Origin of the sequence: Bradyrhizobium sp. U531 (genome assembly GCF_051710265.1) — a bacterium.
In the GTDB taxonomy this organism is placed as follows: Bacteria; Pseudomonadota; Alphaproteobacteria; order Rhizobiales; family Xanthobacteraceae; genus Bradyrhizobium.
On record NZ_JASVEN010000007.1, the window covers coordinates 1 to 16,152 of the forward strand.

Genomic DNA, 16,152 nt, shown 5'->3' on the forward strand with positions numbered 1-16,152 from the left:
CTCCGACATGGAGCTGCAGAGCTTCTGGAGCGTGCTGAAGAAGATCGGCCAGGGCGTGCAGACCGGCGTGAACATCGGCCACCAGCTCGGCGTGTTCAGCGCCGGCCAGCCCGGCCTGCAGCCGGCGGCGGCGGCCCCGCCGACCGACATGGAGCTGCAGAGCTTCTGGAGCGTGCTGAAGAAGATCGGCCAGGGCGTGCAGACCGGTGTGAACATCGGCCACCAGCTCGGCGTGTTCAGCGCCGGCCCCGGCGGTCAGCCTGCCGCGCCGCAAGTCTCCGACATGGAGCTGCAGAGCTTCTGGAGCGTGCTGAAGAAGATCGGCCAGGGCGTGCAGACCGGTGTGAACATCGGTCATCAGCTCGGCGTATTCAGCGCCGGCCCCGGCGGTCAGCCTGCCGCGCCGCAAGTCTCCGACATGGAGCTGCAGAGCTTCTGGAGCGTGCTGAAGAAGATCGGTCAGGGCGCCCAGACCGGCCTCGATATCGGTCGCCAGCTCGGCGTCTTCAACGCCGGCCAGCCCGGTGGCACAATGCACTAAACCCAACGCGCGGAGGGCGGGCGAGTCCGCCCTCCGCGCCCAGATGTGATTGGAAACCAGATGGCGGATTCAAACGCGTCGCAGCAATTCATCGTGCAGGGAGACCCGGTGAAATCCGGTCAGCTCAACGACCACTTGCAGCGTGAACCCGGCGTGAAGCGAGTCGCGCAAGTCGCACCCGACGTCGTCATCCTTTCGATGACGAAGACACAGGCCGATCGCCTGAAATCGACGTTTGCCACGCTCGTGGTCGAACCGGATTCAGCGCTGAAGCCATTCGATGCCGACTGATTTCGGTGGGCAAACATTGGACACGCAAAACATCAAGGAGGCCGCAGATGGCCACGAAGGGCAAATCAGGAACTTCCGCGCATGGCGAGCACGGCGCGGCCGAAGTGGCGACGAACGGCAACGGGGCGCTTCCGGATCAGGGCGCTAGCCCGTCACCGTCCCGAGGGCAGGGGCCCGCAACGATCGCGGCGCGCCCGTCGCAATTCATGATCGCGCCGCAGCAGCAGCCCGGGCTTGCGACCTTCAGCGTCGATTTTCTGACCCAGCAGCTCAACAACAGTCCCGACATCGAAGTGGTGAAGACGGTGTCTCCGCCGCGCCTGTTCGGATTTCAGAGCGCAGATATCGGACAAGTGCCGCTCAGTCCGCTGGTCCTCGCCAAGATGACTCCCGACAAGGCCAAGTTGCTGCAGACCCAGGCAGGCGAGCGTTGCGCGGTGGAGCGTGACGAGCGGCTGAGCTACATGCTCGACCCGACCACGCCGCAGCTGCCCAATCCGGGCGTGCTGACGCCGCTGGCTGACGGCTTCACCACGACGATCGAAGTGCTGGGCCAGGACGGCCCGCTGTCCGAAGCCGAGGTCTATGTGTTCGGCAGCATGTGGCCGGCACAGGGCATCACCGACGCCACCGGCCGTGCCACGGTGACACTCCAGGGCGAGTCTCCGGAGACCATCCGCTCGATCCTCGTCAAGCCGAAGATCGACTACTGGACTTTCTGGCTCGATCGTCCGCAGCTCGTTCCCAACAGCGTCAACCGCATCGTCGTGAGAGCGCTCGGCGCGGTCTTGCGGAACTTCCCCGGCCAGCAATTGATGGGCTGGGGTGAGCGTGCGATGAGCCTCGACCGTCTGCCGCCGTCCTTCGACGGCGCCGGCATCAAGATCGCGATCATCGATTCCGGCCTGGCGCCGACCCATCGCAACCTGCACGGCATCACTGAAGGCACCAGCATCGTCGGCACCGACAAATCGGCGTGGACCGTTGACACGATCGGCCATGGCTCGCATTGCGCTGGCATCATCGCCGGCGGTCCCGTCGGCCCCGGCGGAGGAATCCGCGGCTTCGCTCCTGCGGCGGAAATCCACATCTGCCGCATCTTCCCCGGCGGCCGGTTCAGCGATCTCGTCTCCGCGCTCGATTACTGCATGGAGCATGGCATCGATGTCGCCAATATGAGCCTGGGCGGCGGCGAGCCTTCGCGGATCATCGAGGACCGCATCGTCAGGGCCAAGCAAATGGGCATGGCCTGCATCATCGCGGCCGGCAATTCCTCGGGGCCGGTGCAGTTTCCGGCCTCGACGCCGCATTGCCTCGCCGTCGCAGCGCTCGGCAAGTGGGGCGAGTTCCCCGATGACAGTTATCATTCGCAGCAAGTCCTCGACGGCTTCCAGAGCCGCGATGGATATTTTCCGGCCAAGTTCTCCTGCTTCGGGCCGGAGGTCGACGTCTGCGCGCCCGGTGTCGCGATCGTCTCGTCGCTTCCCGCCGACGGCTTCGGTGCATGGGACGGTACCTCGATGGCGACGCCACATGTCACGGGCCTGGCCGCGCTCGTGCTGGCGCACCATCCCGACTTCACCAAAGGCAACTTCCAGAATCGCGATGCACGCCGTGTCGAGCGGCTGTTCCAGATTCTGAAGGACACGTCGACGCCGCTGCAATTCGGCGATCCGAATCGTACCGGCGCTGGATTGCCGAACGCGATGCGGGCCCTCGGCCTGGAAACCGGCGTCGCCCCGGTGGCCACCGCTGCTGCCACCGCAACCGATCCTTCGCTGGCCACGCTGCGACGTCTGCTCGGATTGCAGCCGGTCGAAGCGCCGAGCATGGTTCCGGCGGGCTCGCCGACGCCGCAGTCCGCCGACCCCGTGCAGGGCAGTGCGAGTCACGTCGCGCGCGGTCCGGCGCAAACGGCGGGCGCGATGACGCTGCAGTCCGTTGATCCCACGCAGAACGGATCGAGCTACGTGGCGCGCGGTCCCGCACAGACCGCGGGCGCGACGGTCGCTCCCATGATGATGGATCCTGATCCGGCTCAGATCCGGGAGATCATGCACAAGGTCGGATTGCTGTAACGCGCGTGCTCTCGATCTGGAAAAGGGGCGCAGCAACAGCTGCGCCCCGAGTGCTTATACGCGCTGAGGCATGCCGGCGGGAACGATCGTCTGGACGATCGAGGAATCCAGGGCTTCGTAATCGTGCAGGCCGATTGCGTCGTAGAGCTCCGCCCGCGTCTGCATCCGCTCGACGACCTTGTGCGTGCCGCCGTCGCGCGCAATCGCGGCGTAAAGCTCGGCCTGGGCCTTGTTGGCGACGCGCAGCGAGGAGACCGGCCAGATCACCATCGCATAGCCCATCGCTTCGAACTCCGCGGCGGTGAAGAACGGCGTCTTGCCGAACTCCGTCATGTTGGCGAGCAGGGGCACGCCCGGCATGCGTTCGGCAAATGCGCGAAACATCTCGGCGGTGTTGAGGGCTTCCGGGAAGATCGCGTCGGCGCCTGCGTCAATGTAGAGCCTTGCGCGGGCGACCGCGCCGTCGAGGCCTTCGCTCGCGGCAGCGTCGGTCCTGGCAATGATCACGAGATCGCGCCGGGCTTTTGCCGCGGCCGAGACCTTCGCCGCCATGTCGTGCGCGTCCGCAATTTTCTTGTCGTTGAGATGGCCGCATTTCTTCGGCAGGATCTGGTCCTCGAGATGAAGCGCGCCCGCGCCGGCATCCTCGAATACGCGCGTCGCATGCATCACGTTCAGCGCCTCGCCATAGCCGGTGTCGGCGTCGACGAGCAGCGGAAGTCCCGACGCGCGGGTGATCTGGCGAACGAAGAAGGCGACCTCGTCGACGGTGATGATGCCCAAATCAGGCAGGCCCATCGATGCGGTCATCGCCGCGCCCGACAGATAAAGCGCCTCGAAGCCAGCCGCCTTGGCTTGCAGCGCCGCCATGCCGTTATGAGCGCCCGGCAGTTGCAGAATGCCGGGCCGCTTCAACAGCGCGCGAAAACGCTGGCCGGCGGATTCGCGGGGAAGTTCGGCGGCAACGAGATAAGTCATCGTTCAGAGCTCCAGATCAAATTATGCGCTGCGCCGCGCCTGCGCGGCCGTCTTGGCGGTTCGATAGAACACGTTGCCCTCGAACAGCCGCCGCGCGGTGCGATAGACCGCGCCGTGAATGGCGCGGGCCTTCGTGGGGTTGTCGGCATGCTCGACCGCGGCATCGACCACGGTCGTGCCGGATGGATGGGCGATAGTGATCGGGCCATCGCCGGCGCGGGCGATCCGGTTCGCCAACGTGCCCTCGATGCGGACCGCGATCGCAAGGCAGGTGGCGCCGGTGATCGGGACCGCGCGATGCGGCTGGCCGATCGAGATCATGCGGATGCCCAGCGACATCTCCGCAGGCTCCAGACGCCGTCCCGAGAGGGTCGTCATCTGCCTCGGCGACACGATCATCGCGACCTTGGGCACGCTCGGGATCTTTGCGGCGGCCGCGACGTCGGGCGCAATGCCCATCGCCACCGAGGCCGCGCAGCGGATCGCTTCCATCCGCGCGAGGAACACCGGATCGCTCTCGAGCGCATTAGGCATTTCGTCGCCGGCCTTGCCGACCGAATCGGCCGCGACGAAGACGCAGGGGTTGGCGGCATCGACAAGCGAGGCCTCGATCGTGCCGAGGCCCGCGATCTCGAATTGATCGCAGGCGCGCCCCGTGGGAAGCAGGCGCCCGGTCCTCGTGCCGCCGGGATCGACGAATTCGAGCCGGACCGGCGCGCCCTGTCCGCCGACGCCGTCGATCGTCATGTCGCCGTCAATCTCGACCTCGCCATCGCTCATGGGGAAGCGCGCGACGATGATCTTGCCGGTGTTGGTGTTGTGAACGCGCACGACCGCTTCGCCGTTCGCGGGTGCGCTCACCAGGCCTTCGCTGACGGCGAACGGGCCCATCGCCGAAGACATGTTGCCGCAATTTGCGCTGTAATCGACCGCGGCATTCTTCACCTCGACCTGCGCGAACGTATAATCGATGTCGGCATCGGGACGCGTCGGCGCGCCGACCACGCAGACCTTCGACAGCGACGACAGCCCGCCGCCCATGCCGTCCAACTGGCGCCCGTTGGGGTCGGGCGAGCCCATCACGGCCAGAAAGATCGGATCCCAGAGCGCGGGATCCGCCGGCAGATCCTTTCTGTTGAACACGATGGCCTTCGAGGTGCCGCCGCGCATGAAAGTCGCCTTGAGCTTGTTCTGGGGCATAGAGTGATCCATTGCATACTAATGTATACTTTGGATACCAGTGTATACATTCGTGGTTCGGCCTGCTACCCTTATTCTATTCGGTGGACGCTGATGGCCTCGTTCCAGACAGGCGTCGCGACGCCGAATATCTTGCGTCGATCATGGGGTCCGTGCGTCGGAAGATCGGGCGCGGGCAATGATGGACGGCCTGGCGCCTCACGCTCGCATGAGATCGCTGCTGCCGAATGAGATCGGGAAGACTTCATGAACGACGCCATGGTGTTGCCGGACCGCACGAAGTTCGCATCTGCTGCCGATTACGCTTACGCAGCGCTGCGGCGTGAGATCGTCGAAGGGCGCTTTGCCCCCGGGCGGCGCATGCGCGAAGTCGAGCTGGCGGAGCACCTCGGCATCAGCCGGACGCCGACGCGGCAGGCGCTGACGCGTCTCGAGCTCGAGGGCCTGCTCGATCTCCGCCCGCGAACCGGGCTGGTCGTGTCCGTTCTCGACCTGGATGCGGTCGAAGAGCTCTATGAGATGCGCGCGGCGCTCGAAGGCACGGCGGCGGCGATGGCCGCAAAGCATGCAAGTCCAAAAGACCTCGCCGCACTCGCCCGGCTCATTGCCGAAGGTGAAAAGCTCGATCGCGATCCGCCGAAGCTCTATCGGCACAACAGGGAACTCCACGACGCCATCCAGGTCGCCGCGCACAACCGCTATCTCGAAAAGAGCTTGTCGGCCCTTCAGGATGCGATTGCTCTCCTCGGGCCGACGACCTTGGCTGACAAGGGCCGCTTCGCTGTCGCCCAGGCCGAGCACGCCGCCATCGTGCAGGCGATTTCGCAAAGAGACGGCGAGAAGGCCAACCATTTGGCGCGCACGCATGTTCTCAATGCGCTCGAGACCCGTCGTGCAATTCTGGCGAAGGAACGCGAGTTGGAAGCGCGCCGCGAGCACGACGGCGCCTGAACTCCTCGTGCGCTGCTGACCATGTTGCGTTCAGCGCCGTCTCGATCCGCCATCTGACCTCTCCCGTTTCTGTAATCGACTGTTTTCAGAGCGTTTTTCTCTGCGGATCGCGCACGTCTGAATTATCTTGCATTCCGATGTATACAGAGGTATTCACAAGAATACAGAAGCTGAGAAGACGCAGGCGGGAAGGAACGGAAATGCACGAAGAGTTCGATGTGATCGTCGTTGGCGCTGGAAACGCTGCTTTGGCTGCGGCGGTCTCGGCGAAGGAAAACGGCGCAGATCGTGTCGTCGTTCTCGAAAAGGCTCCCCGCGAAATGCGTGGTGGAAACACCCATTGGAGCGGCGGTGTGCTGCGCTTCGCCTATGACGAGCCGCGCGAGATCGGTGCCCTGCTGCCCGGGATCGAGGACGAGTTCGAGAATTTCTACGACGGCATCTCGCCCTACACGCAGGAAGACTTTCACGGCGACCTCATGCGCGTCACCAACGGGCGTACGGATCCGATCCTGTCGCGCCTTCTGGTGTCGAACTCGCAAGCGACCGTTCGCTGGATGAAGGACACCGGCGCCATCAAGATGGAGCCGGCGATCAGCCTGTCCGCCGTCAAGAAGGACAATGTCATGGTCTGGGCGCGCGGCCTCGTGGTGCGCGCCGCACATGAGGGCGTCGGCCTTTCGCGCAGCTGGTTCTCGACCTGCGAGCGCATGGGCATCGAAGTGCGATACGGCAACGCCGTCTCGGAGCTGCTCGTCGACGACAATGGAAGCGTCGTCGGCGTCAAGACCAAGGACGAGGAGGGCGTTCGCTCGCTCGGCGCGAAGGCCGTCGTGCTCGGCTGCGGCGGCTTCGAGGCCAACGTGCAGATGCGCACGCAGCATATCGGCCCGCTGGTCGGCGCCGCGAAGGTCCGCGGCACGCCGCACAATCAGGGCGACGGGCTGCGGATGGCGCTCGCCATCGGTGCGATGCCGTGGGGACAATGGAGCGGCTGCCACGCCACCCCGATCAGCGCGGACTGGGGCGACTTCGCGCCGCGCGAGATGACCGACCGCAGCAACCGCCTGTCCTACGTCTATTCGGTGATGATCAACCGCAAGGGCAAACGCTTCGTCGACGAGGGCGAAGACGGCGCGCTCTTCACCTACGCCAAGTTCGGCCGCGCGATCTTGGCAGAGCCGGGCGCCAAGGCCTACCAGCTGTTCGACAGCAAGGTCGTTCACCTGCTCGAGCCGCGTTATGCGACCAGCGACCCGATCAAGGCCAATTCGCTCGAGGAGCTGATCGCGCAGCTCGATATCGACGACAAGACGCAGGCGCTCAAGACGGTCCTCAACTACAACGACCACGCGCGCTCGGCGGACGAGGGCTTCGATCCCACCAGGAAGGACGGCCTCTCGACCAAGGGGCTCGATCTCGAAAAGACCAACTGGGCGCTTCGTCTCGACAAGCCACCTTACTATGCCTACAGCGCGACCGGCGGCATCACCTTCACGTTCGGCGGCCTCAAGATCAACGAGAATGCCGAGGTGATCGGCACCGACTGGCGCCCGATCAAGGGTCTGTATTGCTGCGGCGAGCTGGTCGGCGGCCTGTTCTACGACAACTATCCCGCCGGCACCGGCCTCGTCTCGGGTGCGACCTTCGGCCGGATCGCGGGGCGTAATGCCGCGGGCCTGCAGAGTGTGGCGCCGGCCAAAGCGGTGGCATCGCGATGAGCGCCAGCGCCACGACGATGGGATTGGCGGCGCGGATCCGTGCCTGTGATCCGCCGCGAGACGCGAAGGCTGTTGCGCGTGCGCGGGCAGCCATCATCACGGCGTTTGGCCGGACGCTGTCCGGCGCGCCGAGCGCAATCACCACGGCATTGCTGGCGACGTCAGGTGTCGCCGCGGCCGGCGGCTCCGCGCTGGTGTTCGGTACCGAGCGGCGCACGAGCGCGATCGATGCCGCCTTGGTCAACGCCACGGCGGCCGTTGCCGGATCCGACGCGTCTGCCGATGCTGCGCATGCGGCCTTTGTCGTTTCGCTGTTCGGCCTGTGCGAGGAGCGCGGAAAGACGGGGCAAGAGTTCGTTGACGCGTTGATCGCCGGCGCCGAGATCTCGCGGTCTCTGCCATCGGCTGGCCGGCTCGAAGCCGCCTTGCTGGGCAGCATCGCTGCCGCGGCGCGGTTGCTCGGGCTGAGTGCTGCGAAGATCGCCGCCGCGCTGCTGATGGCGGGCGTGGCAAAGGCCGGCACCCTCGCGGACGGACAGGGCGGCGCTGAGGCTCTCCTGGTCGGTCAAGGCCTGAGAAACGCATTGCTCGCGGCACTGCTGGCCGAAGCAATGGACGAGGCATCCTGCAAACAGATGATCGAAGGCGACCAGCGCGCCGCCGGCGAGGCCCTTCCGGGAGCGGAAGCGCACGATCTTCTGGCGCTCAAATCGTCGCCGGGGGCCGATCTCTGGGATCAGTTCGATCAGCACGTCGGCGCCATCCTGCCGCGCGATGACGTCGCTCCGCTGTTCGAGCGGCTCGAGACCATCGAGAAGGTGAAGGATCTCGCGACGGTCTCGCGCCTGTTGCAGGGACGCGGGCACCGAGCGGCGCCGAAGAAGGTCGTGTTCGCGCCCCGCGGAACGCATGAGCCGGAGGAGACCAATTGGGTCCCTTGACCCCGCAAACGAGGACGATGGCGTGAAGCCGCCATCGCAAACGACTGGCATTGCCTGACAAGAAAAAGCCGAGCCTGAAAACAAACGAGCAAGGCAGACAAGAGCAACATCTGGGGAGAGATTGGAATGAAGCGTTTTGAGTTGATTGCCGTGCTGGCCGCGTCGGTCGTCTGTTCCGCCGCCCACGCCGAAGACAGTGTCACGATCGGCGTGCACGCCAGTTTTTCCGGTGCGGGCGCCGCGTTCGCGGAAGGCATGCTCGCCGCCACCGATTTCGCTGCCGAAGACGCAAACAAGGACGGCGGCCTCGAGGTCGGCGGCAAGCGCTACAAGATCCTGTTCAAGCAATATGACGATCGCTACCGCGCCGCGGACGCGGTTACGGCCATGGACCGCCTCATGATCCAGGACGGAATCCGCTTCGTGGTCGGCCCGATGGGCTCTGCGGCGGCGGTGGCGACAAAGGACCAGACCACGTCCGGAAAAGTCATCACCATGACGCTGGCTTTCACGCCGCGGGCTCTTGGTGCCGACGCGCCGTTCGCCTATCGTCCTGTCATCACCACCGGCGAGTTCTCCGATCCGCAGGTGGCGTGGCTGATGAAGAGCACGTCGGCCAAGCAGGTCGTGTCGCTGCTTCCGAACGACGAGACCGGGCAGCAGATCGGCGTGGCGAATTTCAACTCCTACGCCAAGGCCGGCACCAAGCTGCAGGTCGAGTATTTCGAGCGTGAGCGCGTCGATTTCGTGCCCGTTCTCACGCGCATCCTGATGAAGGCGGACGGCCTCGAGCTCGGCGGCAATTCTCCGACCACGGCCGGGCTCATCCTCAAGCAGGCCCGCGAGCTCGGTTACCGCGGCCCGGTCTTCGTCACCGGCGGCGACGTCTCGGCGGAGATGCTGAAGGTGGCCGGCAAGGACGCGGCGGAAGGCACTTATGTCCATCTGCCGATCGACACCGGCCTGCCGGATACCGCGGCCTACGTAACCCGCTTCAAGGCCAAGTACGGGCAGAACATGAATGGCTTCAGCCCGTTCTTCTATGCCGGCCTGCAGATGCTGTTCACGGCCATGAAGAAGGCCGGGACCGTCGACGACACCACCAAGATCGCCAAGACCCTCGATGGGCTGTCGGACGTCCCAACCGCGATGGGCAAGGCGGGTTGGACCGGCGAGCAGAAATACGGGATCAAGCACCAGATCGATCTGCCGTTCTATGTCGGGCAGATCAAGGACGGCGTGGTGACGAAGGTCGCCACCTGCGATGTCAACGCCTGCAAGTAAGCATCCGCTGAAACGGGCGAGGCGCCAGGCGCGCCTCGCCGATGCGATTGGAGTCGTCCCGTGAGCATGGACATCATTCTGGCCCAGACGATCGTGAATGGCCTCATGGTCGGCATGATCTATGTGCTGATGGCCATCGGTTTCACCATGGTGTTCGGCATCATGCGCATCGTCAATTTTGCGCATGGTGAGTTCTACATGGTCGGCGCATTCCTGTTCGCCATCCTCTACGGCAGCAACGAGATGCCGTTCGCCGTCAGCGTTCTGCTCGCGGTCGGCGCGACGGCCCTGCTCGGGCTGGTGATGGAGTGGGTCGTCTTCCGCCGGTTTCGCGGCAACGAGCTCAACGGCATGATCGCCTCCGTCGGTGTCGCTCTCATCATCCAGAACAGCGCGCTGCTGATGTGGGGATCCTCGGCACGCACCGTGCCGCCCGTCGTCTCCGGCGTTCTGTCCGTCGGCGGGATCGTATTCCCCTGGTCGCGGCTGGTGGTCATCATCGGGGCGATCGTCGCCGTCGTGTCGCTCAACCTGTTGATCGGGTACACAAGGATCGGCCGCGCCATGCGGGCCGTGGCGCAGGACTCCGAAATTGCCCAGGTGCAAGGCATTCGCGTCGACGTCATCTTTCCCGCGGCGTTCGTGCTCGGCGTCAGCCTCGCGGCTTTCGCCGGCGTCCTGATGGCGCCGGTGCTGTCGGTCTCGCCCTTCATCGGGCTGGCGCCGACATTGAAGGCCTTCGTGATCGTCGTCATTGGCGGGCTTGGCAGCGTTCCCGGCGCGGTCGTCGGCGGATTGCTGATCGGCCTGATCGAGAGTTTTGCCGGCACCTTCGTCAGCGCCTCGCTGTCCGAGATCCTTCAGTTCCTGGTCGTGATCGCCGTCGTGTTGCTGCGCCCGCAAGGTCTGCTCGGCCGAAAGGAGCGTGAGGCGTGAAGTCTCCAGCCATCAAGCCCCTGCATTATGCCGGAATCCTCGTCGCGGTTGCGCTTGCGGCGCTGCTGCCCTGGTTCGCGCCGAACCAGTTCTACGTTCACCTCGCGACGGTCGGCTGCATCAACCTCATGCTCGTGCTCGGCCTTGCCATCATCGCCCGCGCGGGTCAGCTCTCCATGGGCCATGGCGGCTTTGCGCTGGTCGGCGGATATGTCTCGGCGCTGTTGTCGATGAAGGGCTGGCCGCCTCTGCTGACGCTGTTCATCGCAGGATTGGCCGCGGCCGTCATCGCCGCCGCCCTGGGCTGGATCATCCTGCGTCTGCGCGGCGTGTATTTCGTGCTGGTGGCCTTCGCGTTCAGCCAGATCGCGGTGCTGCTCGCGCTGGACATGAGCTCAATCACCGGCGGCGCGAACGGGCTCGTCGGCGTGCCCCCGATTTCGATCTTTGGCTATGTGCTGCGCGCCAAGCCGCAATTCTATCCCTTTGCACTCGGCTGCGCGTTGACGACGCTGCTCCTGACCTGGCTGCTCTACCGTTCGCCTCTGGGGACGATGATGGCGGCCACCGCCGAGAACCAGCGTCTCACCGAATCCTCCGGCATCGACACGCACCGCGTCCAGGTGATCGCCTTCACGATCGGATCCGGCATCGCCGGCTTCGCCGGTGCGTTGTCGACGCATTATCTCCGCTTCATTTCTCCTGATTCCTACACGTTCTGGGAATCCGTCTCCTACCTGACGATGCTGGTTGTCGGCGGCCGCGACGGTGTGCTCGGGCCGGTCGTCGGCGTTCTCGTCCTCACGCCCCTGCCGGAGCTGCTGCGATCCACCGAAGGCCTCCAGCACATCATCTACGGGACGGTGCTGGTGCTCTGCCTGATGTTCGTGCCGAACGGCCTCGCCAGCATTGTCCAGATGTGGCGTGCGCGCCAGCGCGTCACGACGACCAGCGCAACGCTCGTGGCCGGGGAAATGCCATGAGCATGCTCGAGGTCGAGCGCCTGAAGCGATCCTTCGGCGGCCTCGTCGCCGTCCGGGATGTCAGCTTCGAGGTCAACGAAGGCGACTTTCTCGGTCTGATCGGCCCGAACGGCGCAGGCAAGACCACGCTGTTCAACGTCATCTCCGGCGTCCTCCCGCCTTCGGCGGGAACGGTCCGGTTCATGGATCGCGATATCTCCGGGCAGCCTGCCAACCAGACGGTGCGCCAGGGGCTTTCGCGAACGTTCCAGGCCGCAACCATCTATCCGGAGGCAACGGTCATCGAGAACGTGTCGCGCGGCACGCTTGGCTCGAGCCTGACCGGCCTGTGGGGCGGGTTCCTCTCGAACAAATGGCGCGTGGCGGCGGAAGAGAAAGCACTGCATGTGCTCGACCTGCTCGGGTTGGCGCGCCGCGTGGGCCTGAAGGCGCGCGAGCTGTCCTATGGCGAGCAGCGACGCCTTGGCGTTGCGATCGCGCTCGCCAGCGAACCCCGGCTGTTGATGCTCGATGAGCCCGTGGCCGGACTCAATCCTGAAGAGGCGGCCGAGCTCGCGTCGGTGCTGCGGCGGGTCAAGGCGGAGCGCGGCGTCACAATGGTGATGGTCGAGCACCACATGCGAACCGTGATGGGCCTCTGCAATCGCGTCGTGGTGCTGGATCACGGTACGCTGATCGCGCAGGGAACGCCTGCGGAGGTCGTATCGAACCCGGTCGTGATCGAGGCCTATCTCGGCAAGGAAGCGGTCCATGCTTGACGTCCGCGGCATCAGCGTCGCCTACGGCCCCCTCACGGCGGTCCGCAATCTGAGCCTGTCGGTTGCCGCTGGAGCCATCGTGTCTCTCATCGGCTCGAATGGCGCGGGCAAGACGACCACGATGAAGGCCATCATCGGGCTGAAGCCGGTCAGCGGTGGCGAGATCCATTTCGACGGCGAACGCATCGACGGCCTCGCCGCCCCGCAGCGGGTGGGGCGCGGCATTGCGCTGTCGCCCGAGGGGCGGCGCGTGTTTCCGCAGATGAGCGTGCTCGACAATCTCCTGGTCGGCGGCTACTCGCAGCGCGACAAGGCGCAGCAGAACAAGACGCTGGACCAGATCTACGGATATTTCCCGCGACTGGTGGAGCGGCGGAGCCAGATGGCGGGTTCGCTGTCGGGCGGCGAGCAGCAAATGGTCGCCATCGGCCGCGCGCTCATGGCAAGGCCGCGCCTGCTGCTGCTGGACGAGCCCTCGCTTGGGCTGGCTCCGATCATCGTCGACGAGATCGCGCGCATCATCGCCGAGATCAACCGTGATATCGGTGTGTCCATCATCCTGGTGGAGCAGAATGCGAAGCTTGCGCTGAACCTTTGCCACGAGGCCTTTGTGCTGGAAACCGGCGCGGTCGCGCTCAGCGGCAAGGGCCAGGATCTCCTGGCCAGCGACTATGTGCGCCGCGCCTATCTTGGTATCTGAATGATTCTGTCTGGAAATTCCGGAGTTTTGACATGACTGACACTTCGACCTTCGGCTTCATCGGTTTGGGCGTCATGGGTGAGCCCATGTGCCGGCATCTCGTGCAGAAGACGAAGCAGACCGTGCTGATCCACGACATCAACCCCGAGCCGGTGGCGCGCCTGGTTCAGGCCGGCGCCGTCGATGTCGGCTCGATCGCGGGGCTCGCGAAGGCCGATGTCATCTTCATCTCGATGCCGAGCGGCGAGCATCTCAAGAAAATCTGCGAGATGCCGGGCGGGCTTCTCGAGCTTGCGCACGCCGGCCAGACCATCGTCGACCTCTCGACCAGCCCGCTGAAGCTGACGCGCGAGCTGGCGAGCGTTTTCGTGGCGAAAGGCGCCGACTATGCCGATGCCCCCGTCGCCCGGACGCGCACGGCGGCCGAAGCCGGAACGCTCGCCATTTCCGTCGGCGCCAGCGCAGGCGTGTTCGCGCGCATCGAGCCGCTGCTGCGTTGCTTTGCCAGCGAGGTCACCCATTGCGGCGACGTCGGATCGGGCCAGGTGGTGAAGATCCTCAACAACATGGTCGTGGTCGGGACGGTGACCGCCTTGTGCGAGGCCGCCGCGATCGCGAACGCCGCGGGTGTCTCGACCGACACCTTGTTCGATGCCTTCTCCAAGGGCTCCGCCGACAGCTTTGCGCTGCGCAATCACGGCTACAAGGCCGTTGCGGCGCGCGAGTTTCCCGAGCGGGTGTTCTCGACCGACTACATGCACAAGGACGTGTCCTACGCGCTCGACATGGCGAAGGACGCCGGCATCGAGGCAAGGGAGGCCGCGCTCGGCGCCAGTCTCCTGACGGAGGCGTCTCGTGCCGGCTTCGGCGCCAATTACTGGCCGGTCATCGTGAAGATCATCGAGCGCTCCTCGAAATAGCGGTCCGGTGCCGGCAAGCCGGCTGAACCATCAAGACGAACAATCAACGGGAGGACGTCGTGCGGGTGCTGTTGCTGACGATCGCGCTGCTTCTGTCGAACTGGAGCCTGGCAGCCGCGGAAAACTATCCCTCGCAGAGAATTACCGTCATCGCGCCCTTTGCCCCGGGCAGCGGGACCGATGGCGTCGCGCGCATCGTGTTCCAGCGGCTGTCCGAACTCCTGAAGACGACGATCGTCATCGACAATCGCGTCGGCGCGAACGGCGCGTTGGGCGCGACGGCAGCGGCGCGTTCGGCGCCGGACGGCTACACCTTGCTGGTGGGTGGCACCTCCACACATGCCGCCAATCCCAGCATGCTGAAGTCGATCCAGTACGATCCGGTCGCCGATTTCGTTCCGATTTCCCAGTTCGGCCTGTTTCCCTATTTCCTGATCGTCGATCCCGGCCTGCCGGTGAAAAGCGTCGCCGATCTTGTGGCACTGGCCAAGAGCAAGCCGGGCACGTTGACATTCGGCTATGCCAACGCGCTCGGGCAATTGTCCGGCGAGGCCTTCCGGCGCCGCGCGGGCATCGATATCGCCGCGGTACCCTACCGGAACAGCCCGCAGGTCGTGACCGACATCATCGCGCAGCGTGTGTCGATGACGTTCATGGACATGGCGCCCGCGGTCTCGCAGGTGGAGGCGGGCCAGGCGCGCGCGATCGCCACCACGAACCCGGCCCGCGCTGCGCAATTCCCTGACATTCCGACCATGAAGGAGGGCGGGCTCGCGTTCATCAACATCTCCGCATGGTCCGGCCTGTTCGCGCCAAAGGACACGCCGCCGGAGATCGTCGCGAAACTGTCGGAAGGCGTTCGCGAGGTGTTGGCGGAGCCCGAGATCCGCAGCCGTCTCGCCGATATCGGCTTCGAGGCGAAATGGATCGGTCCGGCGGATTTCGCTGGGCACGTCAAGGACGACATCGAATTGTGGGCGACGACAACGAAGGAAGCTGGCATCGAGCGCCAGTAGGGACCGACATGTCCGAGTATGAAATCTACGCGATCCGATACGCGCGCAAGGACGAGCGCCGCGCATCGGAGAACTTCATCGACAAGAGCGACGTGCCGGATACCCAGATGCCGCTGGATTTCTTCGTCTGGGCGTTGGTCAGCCGGGACCGCACGGTGATCGTCGATACCGGCTTTGACGAGAAGGCGGGCAAGCCGCGCAACTATGCCGTGACGCGCCCGGTCGCCGCTGGCTTGAGGCAGATCGATATCGATCCTGATAGCGTCAAGGACGTCATCCTGACCCACATGCATTGGGATCATGCCGGCAACCACGATCTGTTTCCGCGTGCGCGTTATCACGTGCAGGAGCGCGAGATGCATTTCTGCACCGGTCGCTGCATGTGCGACGCCGAGCAGAACAAGGCCTACAACGCGGAGGACGTCAGCCATATCGTCCGGCGGAACTTCGAAGGGCGCGTAACCCTTCATGATCCCAACTCCGCTTTCGACGACGGAATATCCCTGCACTGGCTGGGCGGCCATACGGCGGGACTTCAAATCGTGCGGGTGAAGACACGCCGCGGTTACGTGGTGCTGGCCTCGGACGCCTCGCATTATTACGCCAACATCCTGCGGCGCCGGCCGTTTCCTGTGCTGTTCGACACGAAGCAGATGCTGAACGGCTTTGCGGTCATCGAGAAGCTGGCGGATAGCCCCTCGCACATCATTCCCGGTCACGACCGGCAGGTGCTCTCGCTGTTTCCTCCCGCCCGCGAAGGGATCGACGGGATCGCGCGATTGGACGCCGATCCCCTCGGGAGTCCAGCCTAACCATCAACCGAAGCCAGACCTGAAGGCGCAGGATTCGCCGTC

The 16,152-nt window shown here is 65.0% G+C and carries 16 protein-coding genes; 14 read left to right on the top strand and 2 right to left on the bottom strand.

Annotated features, from left to right (window positions below; genetic code table 11):
• From QRQ56_RS27430 to QRQ56_RS27440, 3 genes are all read left to right on the top strand, one after another.
• A partial coding sequence (locus QRQ56_RS27430; protein WP_438744294.1) for a hypothetical protein occupies positions 1-541 on the top strand: 541 nt, incomplete at its 5' end.
• Positions 542-601: 60 nt separating this feature from the next.
• On the top strand, positions 602-832 hold the full coding sequence (locus tag QRQ56_RS27435; RefSeq protein WP_438744296.1) for a hypothetical protein: 231 nt from the start codon (positions 602-604) through the stop codon (positions 830-832).
• 47 nt (positions 833-879) lie between these two features.
• Entirely contained in the window at positions 880-2,910 is a 2,031-nt protein-coding gene (locus tag QRQ56_RS27440; RefSeq protein WP_438744298.1) for a S8 family serine peptidase, read from the top strand.
• 54 nt (positions 2,911-2,964) lie between these two features.
• Here the strand turns inward: QRQ56_RS27440 and prpB are convergent, their stop codons facing one another.
• Positions 2,965-3,888 carry a methylisocitrate lyase gene (gene prpB, locus QRQ56_RS27445; protein WP_438744299.1) on the bottom strand — a complete coding sequence of 308 codons (924 nt, stop codon included), beginning with the start codon at positions 3,886-3,888 and terminating at the stop codon, positions 2,965-2,967.
• Between the two features lie 21 nt (positions 3,889-3,909).
• On the bottom strand, positions 3,910-5,088 hold the full coding sequence (locus tag QRQ56_RS27450) for a 2-methylaconitate cis-trans isomerase PrpF family protein (RefSeq protein ID WP_438744300.1): 1,179 nt from the start codon (positions 5,086-5,088) through the stop codon (positions 3,910-3,912).
• 246 nt (positions 5,089-5,334) lie between these two features.
• Between QRQ56_RS27450 and QRQ56_RS27455 the strand changes: the two genes are divergently transcribed.
• From QRQ56_RS27455 to QRQ56_RS27505, 11 genes are all read left to right on the top strand, one after another.
• On the top strand, positions 5,335-6,039 hold the full coding sequence (locus QRQ56_RS27455; protein WP_438744301.1) for a GntR family transcriptional regulator: 705 nt from the start codon (positions 5,335-5,337) through the stop codon (positions 6,037-6,039).
• 200 nt (positions 6,040-6,239) lie between these two features.
• A complete protein-coding gene (tcuA, locus tag QRQ56_RS27460) occupies positions 6,240-7,760 on the top strand; it encodes an FAD-dependent tricarballylate dehydrogenase TcuA (RefSeq protein WP_438744303.1) in 1,521 nt (506 codons plus the stop codon).
• Positions 7,757-8,701: an MmgE/PrpD family protein gene (locus tag QRQ56_RS27465; RefSeq protein WP_438744305.1), complete on the top strand. Its 945-nt coding sequence runs from the start codon at positions 7,757-7,759 to the stop codon at positions 8,699-8,701. The genes tcuA and QRQ56_RS27465 overlap by 4 nt, the downstream gene beginning before the upstream one ends.
• A 126-nt stretch (positions 8,702-8,827) precedes the next feature.
• The gene (locus QRQ56_RS27470; RefSeq protein WP_438744307.1) at positions 8,828-9,985 is read left to right on the top strand and encodes an ABC transporter substrate-binding protein; all 1,158 of its coding nucleotides are present in this window, start codon (positions 8,828-8,830) and stop codon (positions 9,983-9,985) included.
• 66 nt (positions 9,986-10,051) lie between these two features.
• Complete coding sequence (locus tag QRQ56_RS27475) at positions 10,052-10,921, top strand: branched-chain amino acid ABC transporter permease (protein WP_438744605.1); 870 nt, start codon at positions 10,052-10,054, stop codon at positions 10,919-10,921.
• Complete coding sequence (locus QRQ56_RS27480) at positions 10,918-11,904, top strand: branched-chain amino acid ABC transporter permease (RefSeq protein WP_438744309.1); 987 nt, start codon at positions 10,918-10,920, stop codon at positions 11,902-11,904. The genes QRQ56_RS27475 and QRQ56_RS27480 overlap by 4 nt, the downstream gene beginning before the upstream one ends.
• Positions 11,901-12,662, top strand: coding sequence for an ABC transporter ATP-binding protein (locus QRQ56_RS27485; protein ID WP_438744311.1), 762 nt, complete (start codon positions 11,901-11,903; stop codon positions 12,660-12,662). Before QRQ56_RS27480 ends, QRQ56_RS27485 begins: the two co-directional genes overlap by 4 nt.
• Entirely contained in the window at positions 12,655-13,362 is a 708-nt protein-coding gene (locus QRQ56_RS27490) for an ABC transporter ATP-binding protein (protein ID WP_438744313.1), read from the top strand. Before QRQ56_RS27485 ends, QRQ56_RS27490 begins: the two co-directional genes overlap by 8 nt.
• 32 nt (positions 13,363-13,394) lie before the next feature.
• Positions 13,395-14,282, top strand: a complete 888-nt coding sequence (locus QRQ56_RS27495) for an NAD(P)-dependent oxidoreductase (RefSeq protein ID WP_438744314.1) — start codon at positions 13,395-13,397, stop codon at positions 14,280-14,282.
• A gap of 59 nt (positions 14,283-14,341) precedes the next feature.
• Complete coding sequence (locus QRQ56_RS27500; RefSeq protein WP_438744315.1) at positions 14,342-15,298, top strand: Bug family tripartite tricarboxylate transporter substrate binding protein; 957 nt, start codon at positions 14,342-14,344, stop codon at positions 15,296-15,298.
• Between the two features lie 8 nt (positions 15,299-15,306).
• On the top strand, positions 15,307-16,110 hold the full coding sequence (locus QRQ56_RS27505) for an N-acyl homoserine lactonase family protein (protein ID WP_438744316.1): 804 nt from the start codon (positions 15,307-15,309) through the stop codon (positions 16,108-16,110).
• Positions 16,111-16,152: the final 42 nt, after the last annotated feature.

What these genes read in the sequence shown, in the direction of transcription:
- QRQ56_RS27485 (WP_438744311.1), top strand. Translation starts at nt 11,901, where the DNA reads ATGAGCATGCTCGAGGTCGAGCGCCTGAAGCGATCCTTCGGCGGCCTC.
- prpB (WP_438744299.1), bottom strand. Translation starts at nt 3,888, where the DNA reads ATGACTTATCTCGTTGCCGCCGAACTTCCCCGCGAATCCGCCGGCCAG.
- QRQ56_RS27505 (WP_438744316.1), top strand. Translation starts at nt 15,307, where the DNA reads ATGTCCGAGTATGAAATCTACGCGATCCGATACGCGCGCAAGGACGAG.
- QRQ56_RS27475 (WP_438744605.1), top strand. Translation starts at nt 10,052, where the DNA reads ATGGACATCATTCTGGCCCAGACGATCGTGAATGGCCTCATGGTCGGC.
- QRQ56_RS27490 (WP_438744313.1), top strand. Translation starts at nt 12,655, where the DNA reads ATGCTTGACGTCCGCGGCATCAGCGTCGCCTACGGCCCCCTCACGGCG.
- QRQ56_RS27455 (WP_438744301.1), top strand. Translation starts at nt 5,335, where the DNA reads ATGAACGACGCCATGGTGTTGCCGGACCGCACGAAGTTCGCATCTGCT.
- QRQ56_RS27440 (WP_438744298.1), top strand. Translation starts at nt 880, where the DNA reads ATGGCCACGAAGGGCAAATCAGGAACTTCCGCGCATGGCGAGCACGGC.
- tcuA (WP_438744303.1), top strand. Translation starts at nt 6,240, where the DNA reads ATGCACGAAGAGTTCGATGTGATCGTCGTTGGCGCTGGAAACGCTGCT.
- QRQ56_RS27465 (WP_438744305.1), top strand. Translation starts at nt 7,757, where the DNA reads ATGAGCGCCAGCGCCACGACGATGGGATTGGCGGCGCGGATCCGTGCC.
- QRQ56_RS27470 (WP_438744307.1), top strand. Translation starts at nt 8,828, where the DNA reads ATGAAGCGTTTTGAGTTGATTGCCGTGCTGGCCGCGTCGGTCGTCTGT.
- QRQ56_RS27495 (WP_438744314.1), top strand. Translation starts at nt 13,395, where the DNA reads ATGACTGACACTTCGACCTTCGGCTTCATCGGTTTGGGCGTCATGGGT.
- QRQ56_RS27435 (WP_438744296.1), top strand. Translation starts at nt 602, where the DNA reads ATGGCGGATTCAAACGCGTCGCAGCAATTCATCGTGCAGGGAGACCCG.
- QRQ56_RS27450 (WP_438744300.1), bottom strand. Translation starts at nt 5,088, where the DNA reads ATGCCCCAGAACAAGCTCAAGGCGACTTTCATGCGCGGCGGCACCTCG.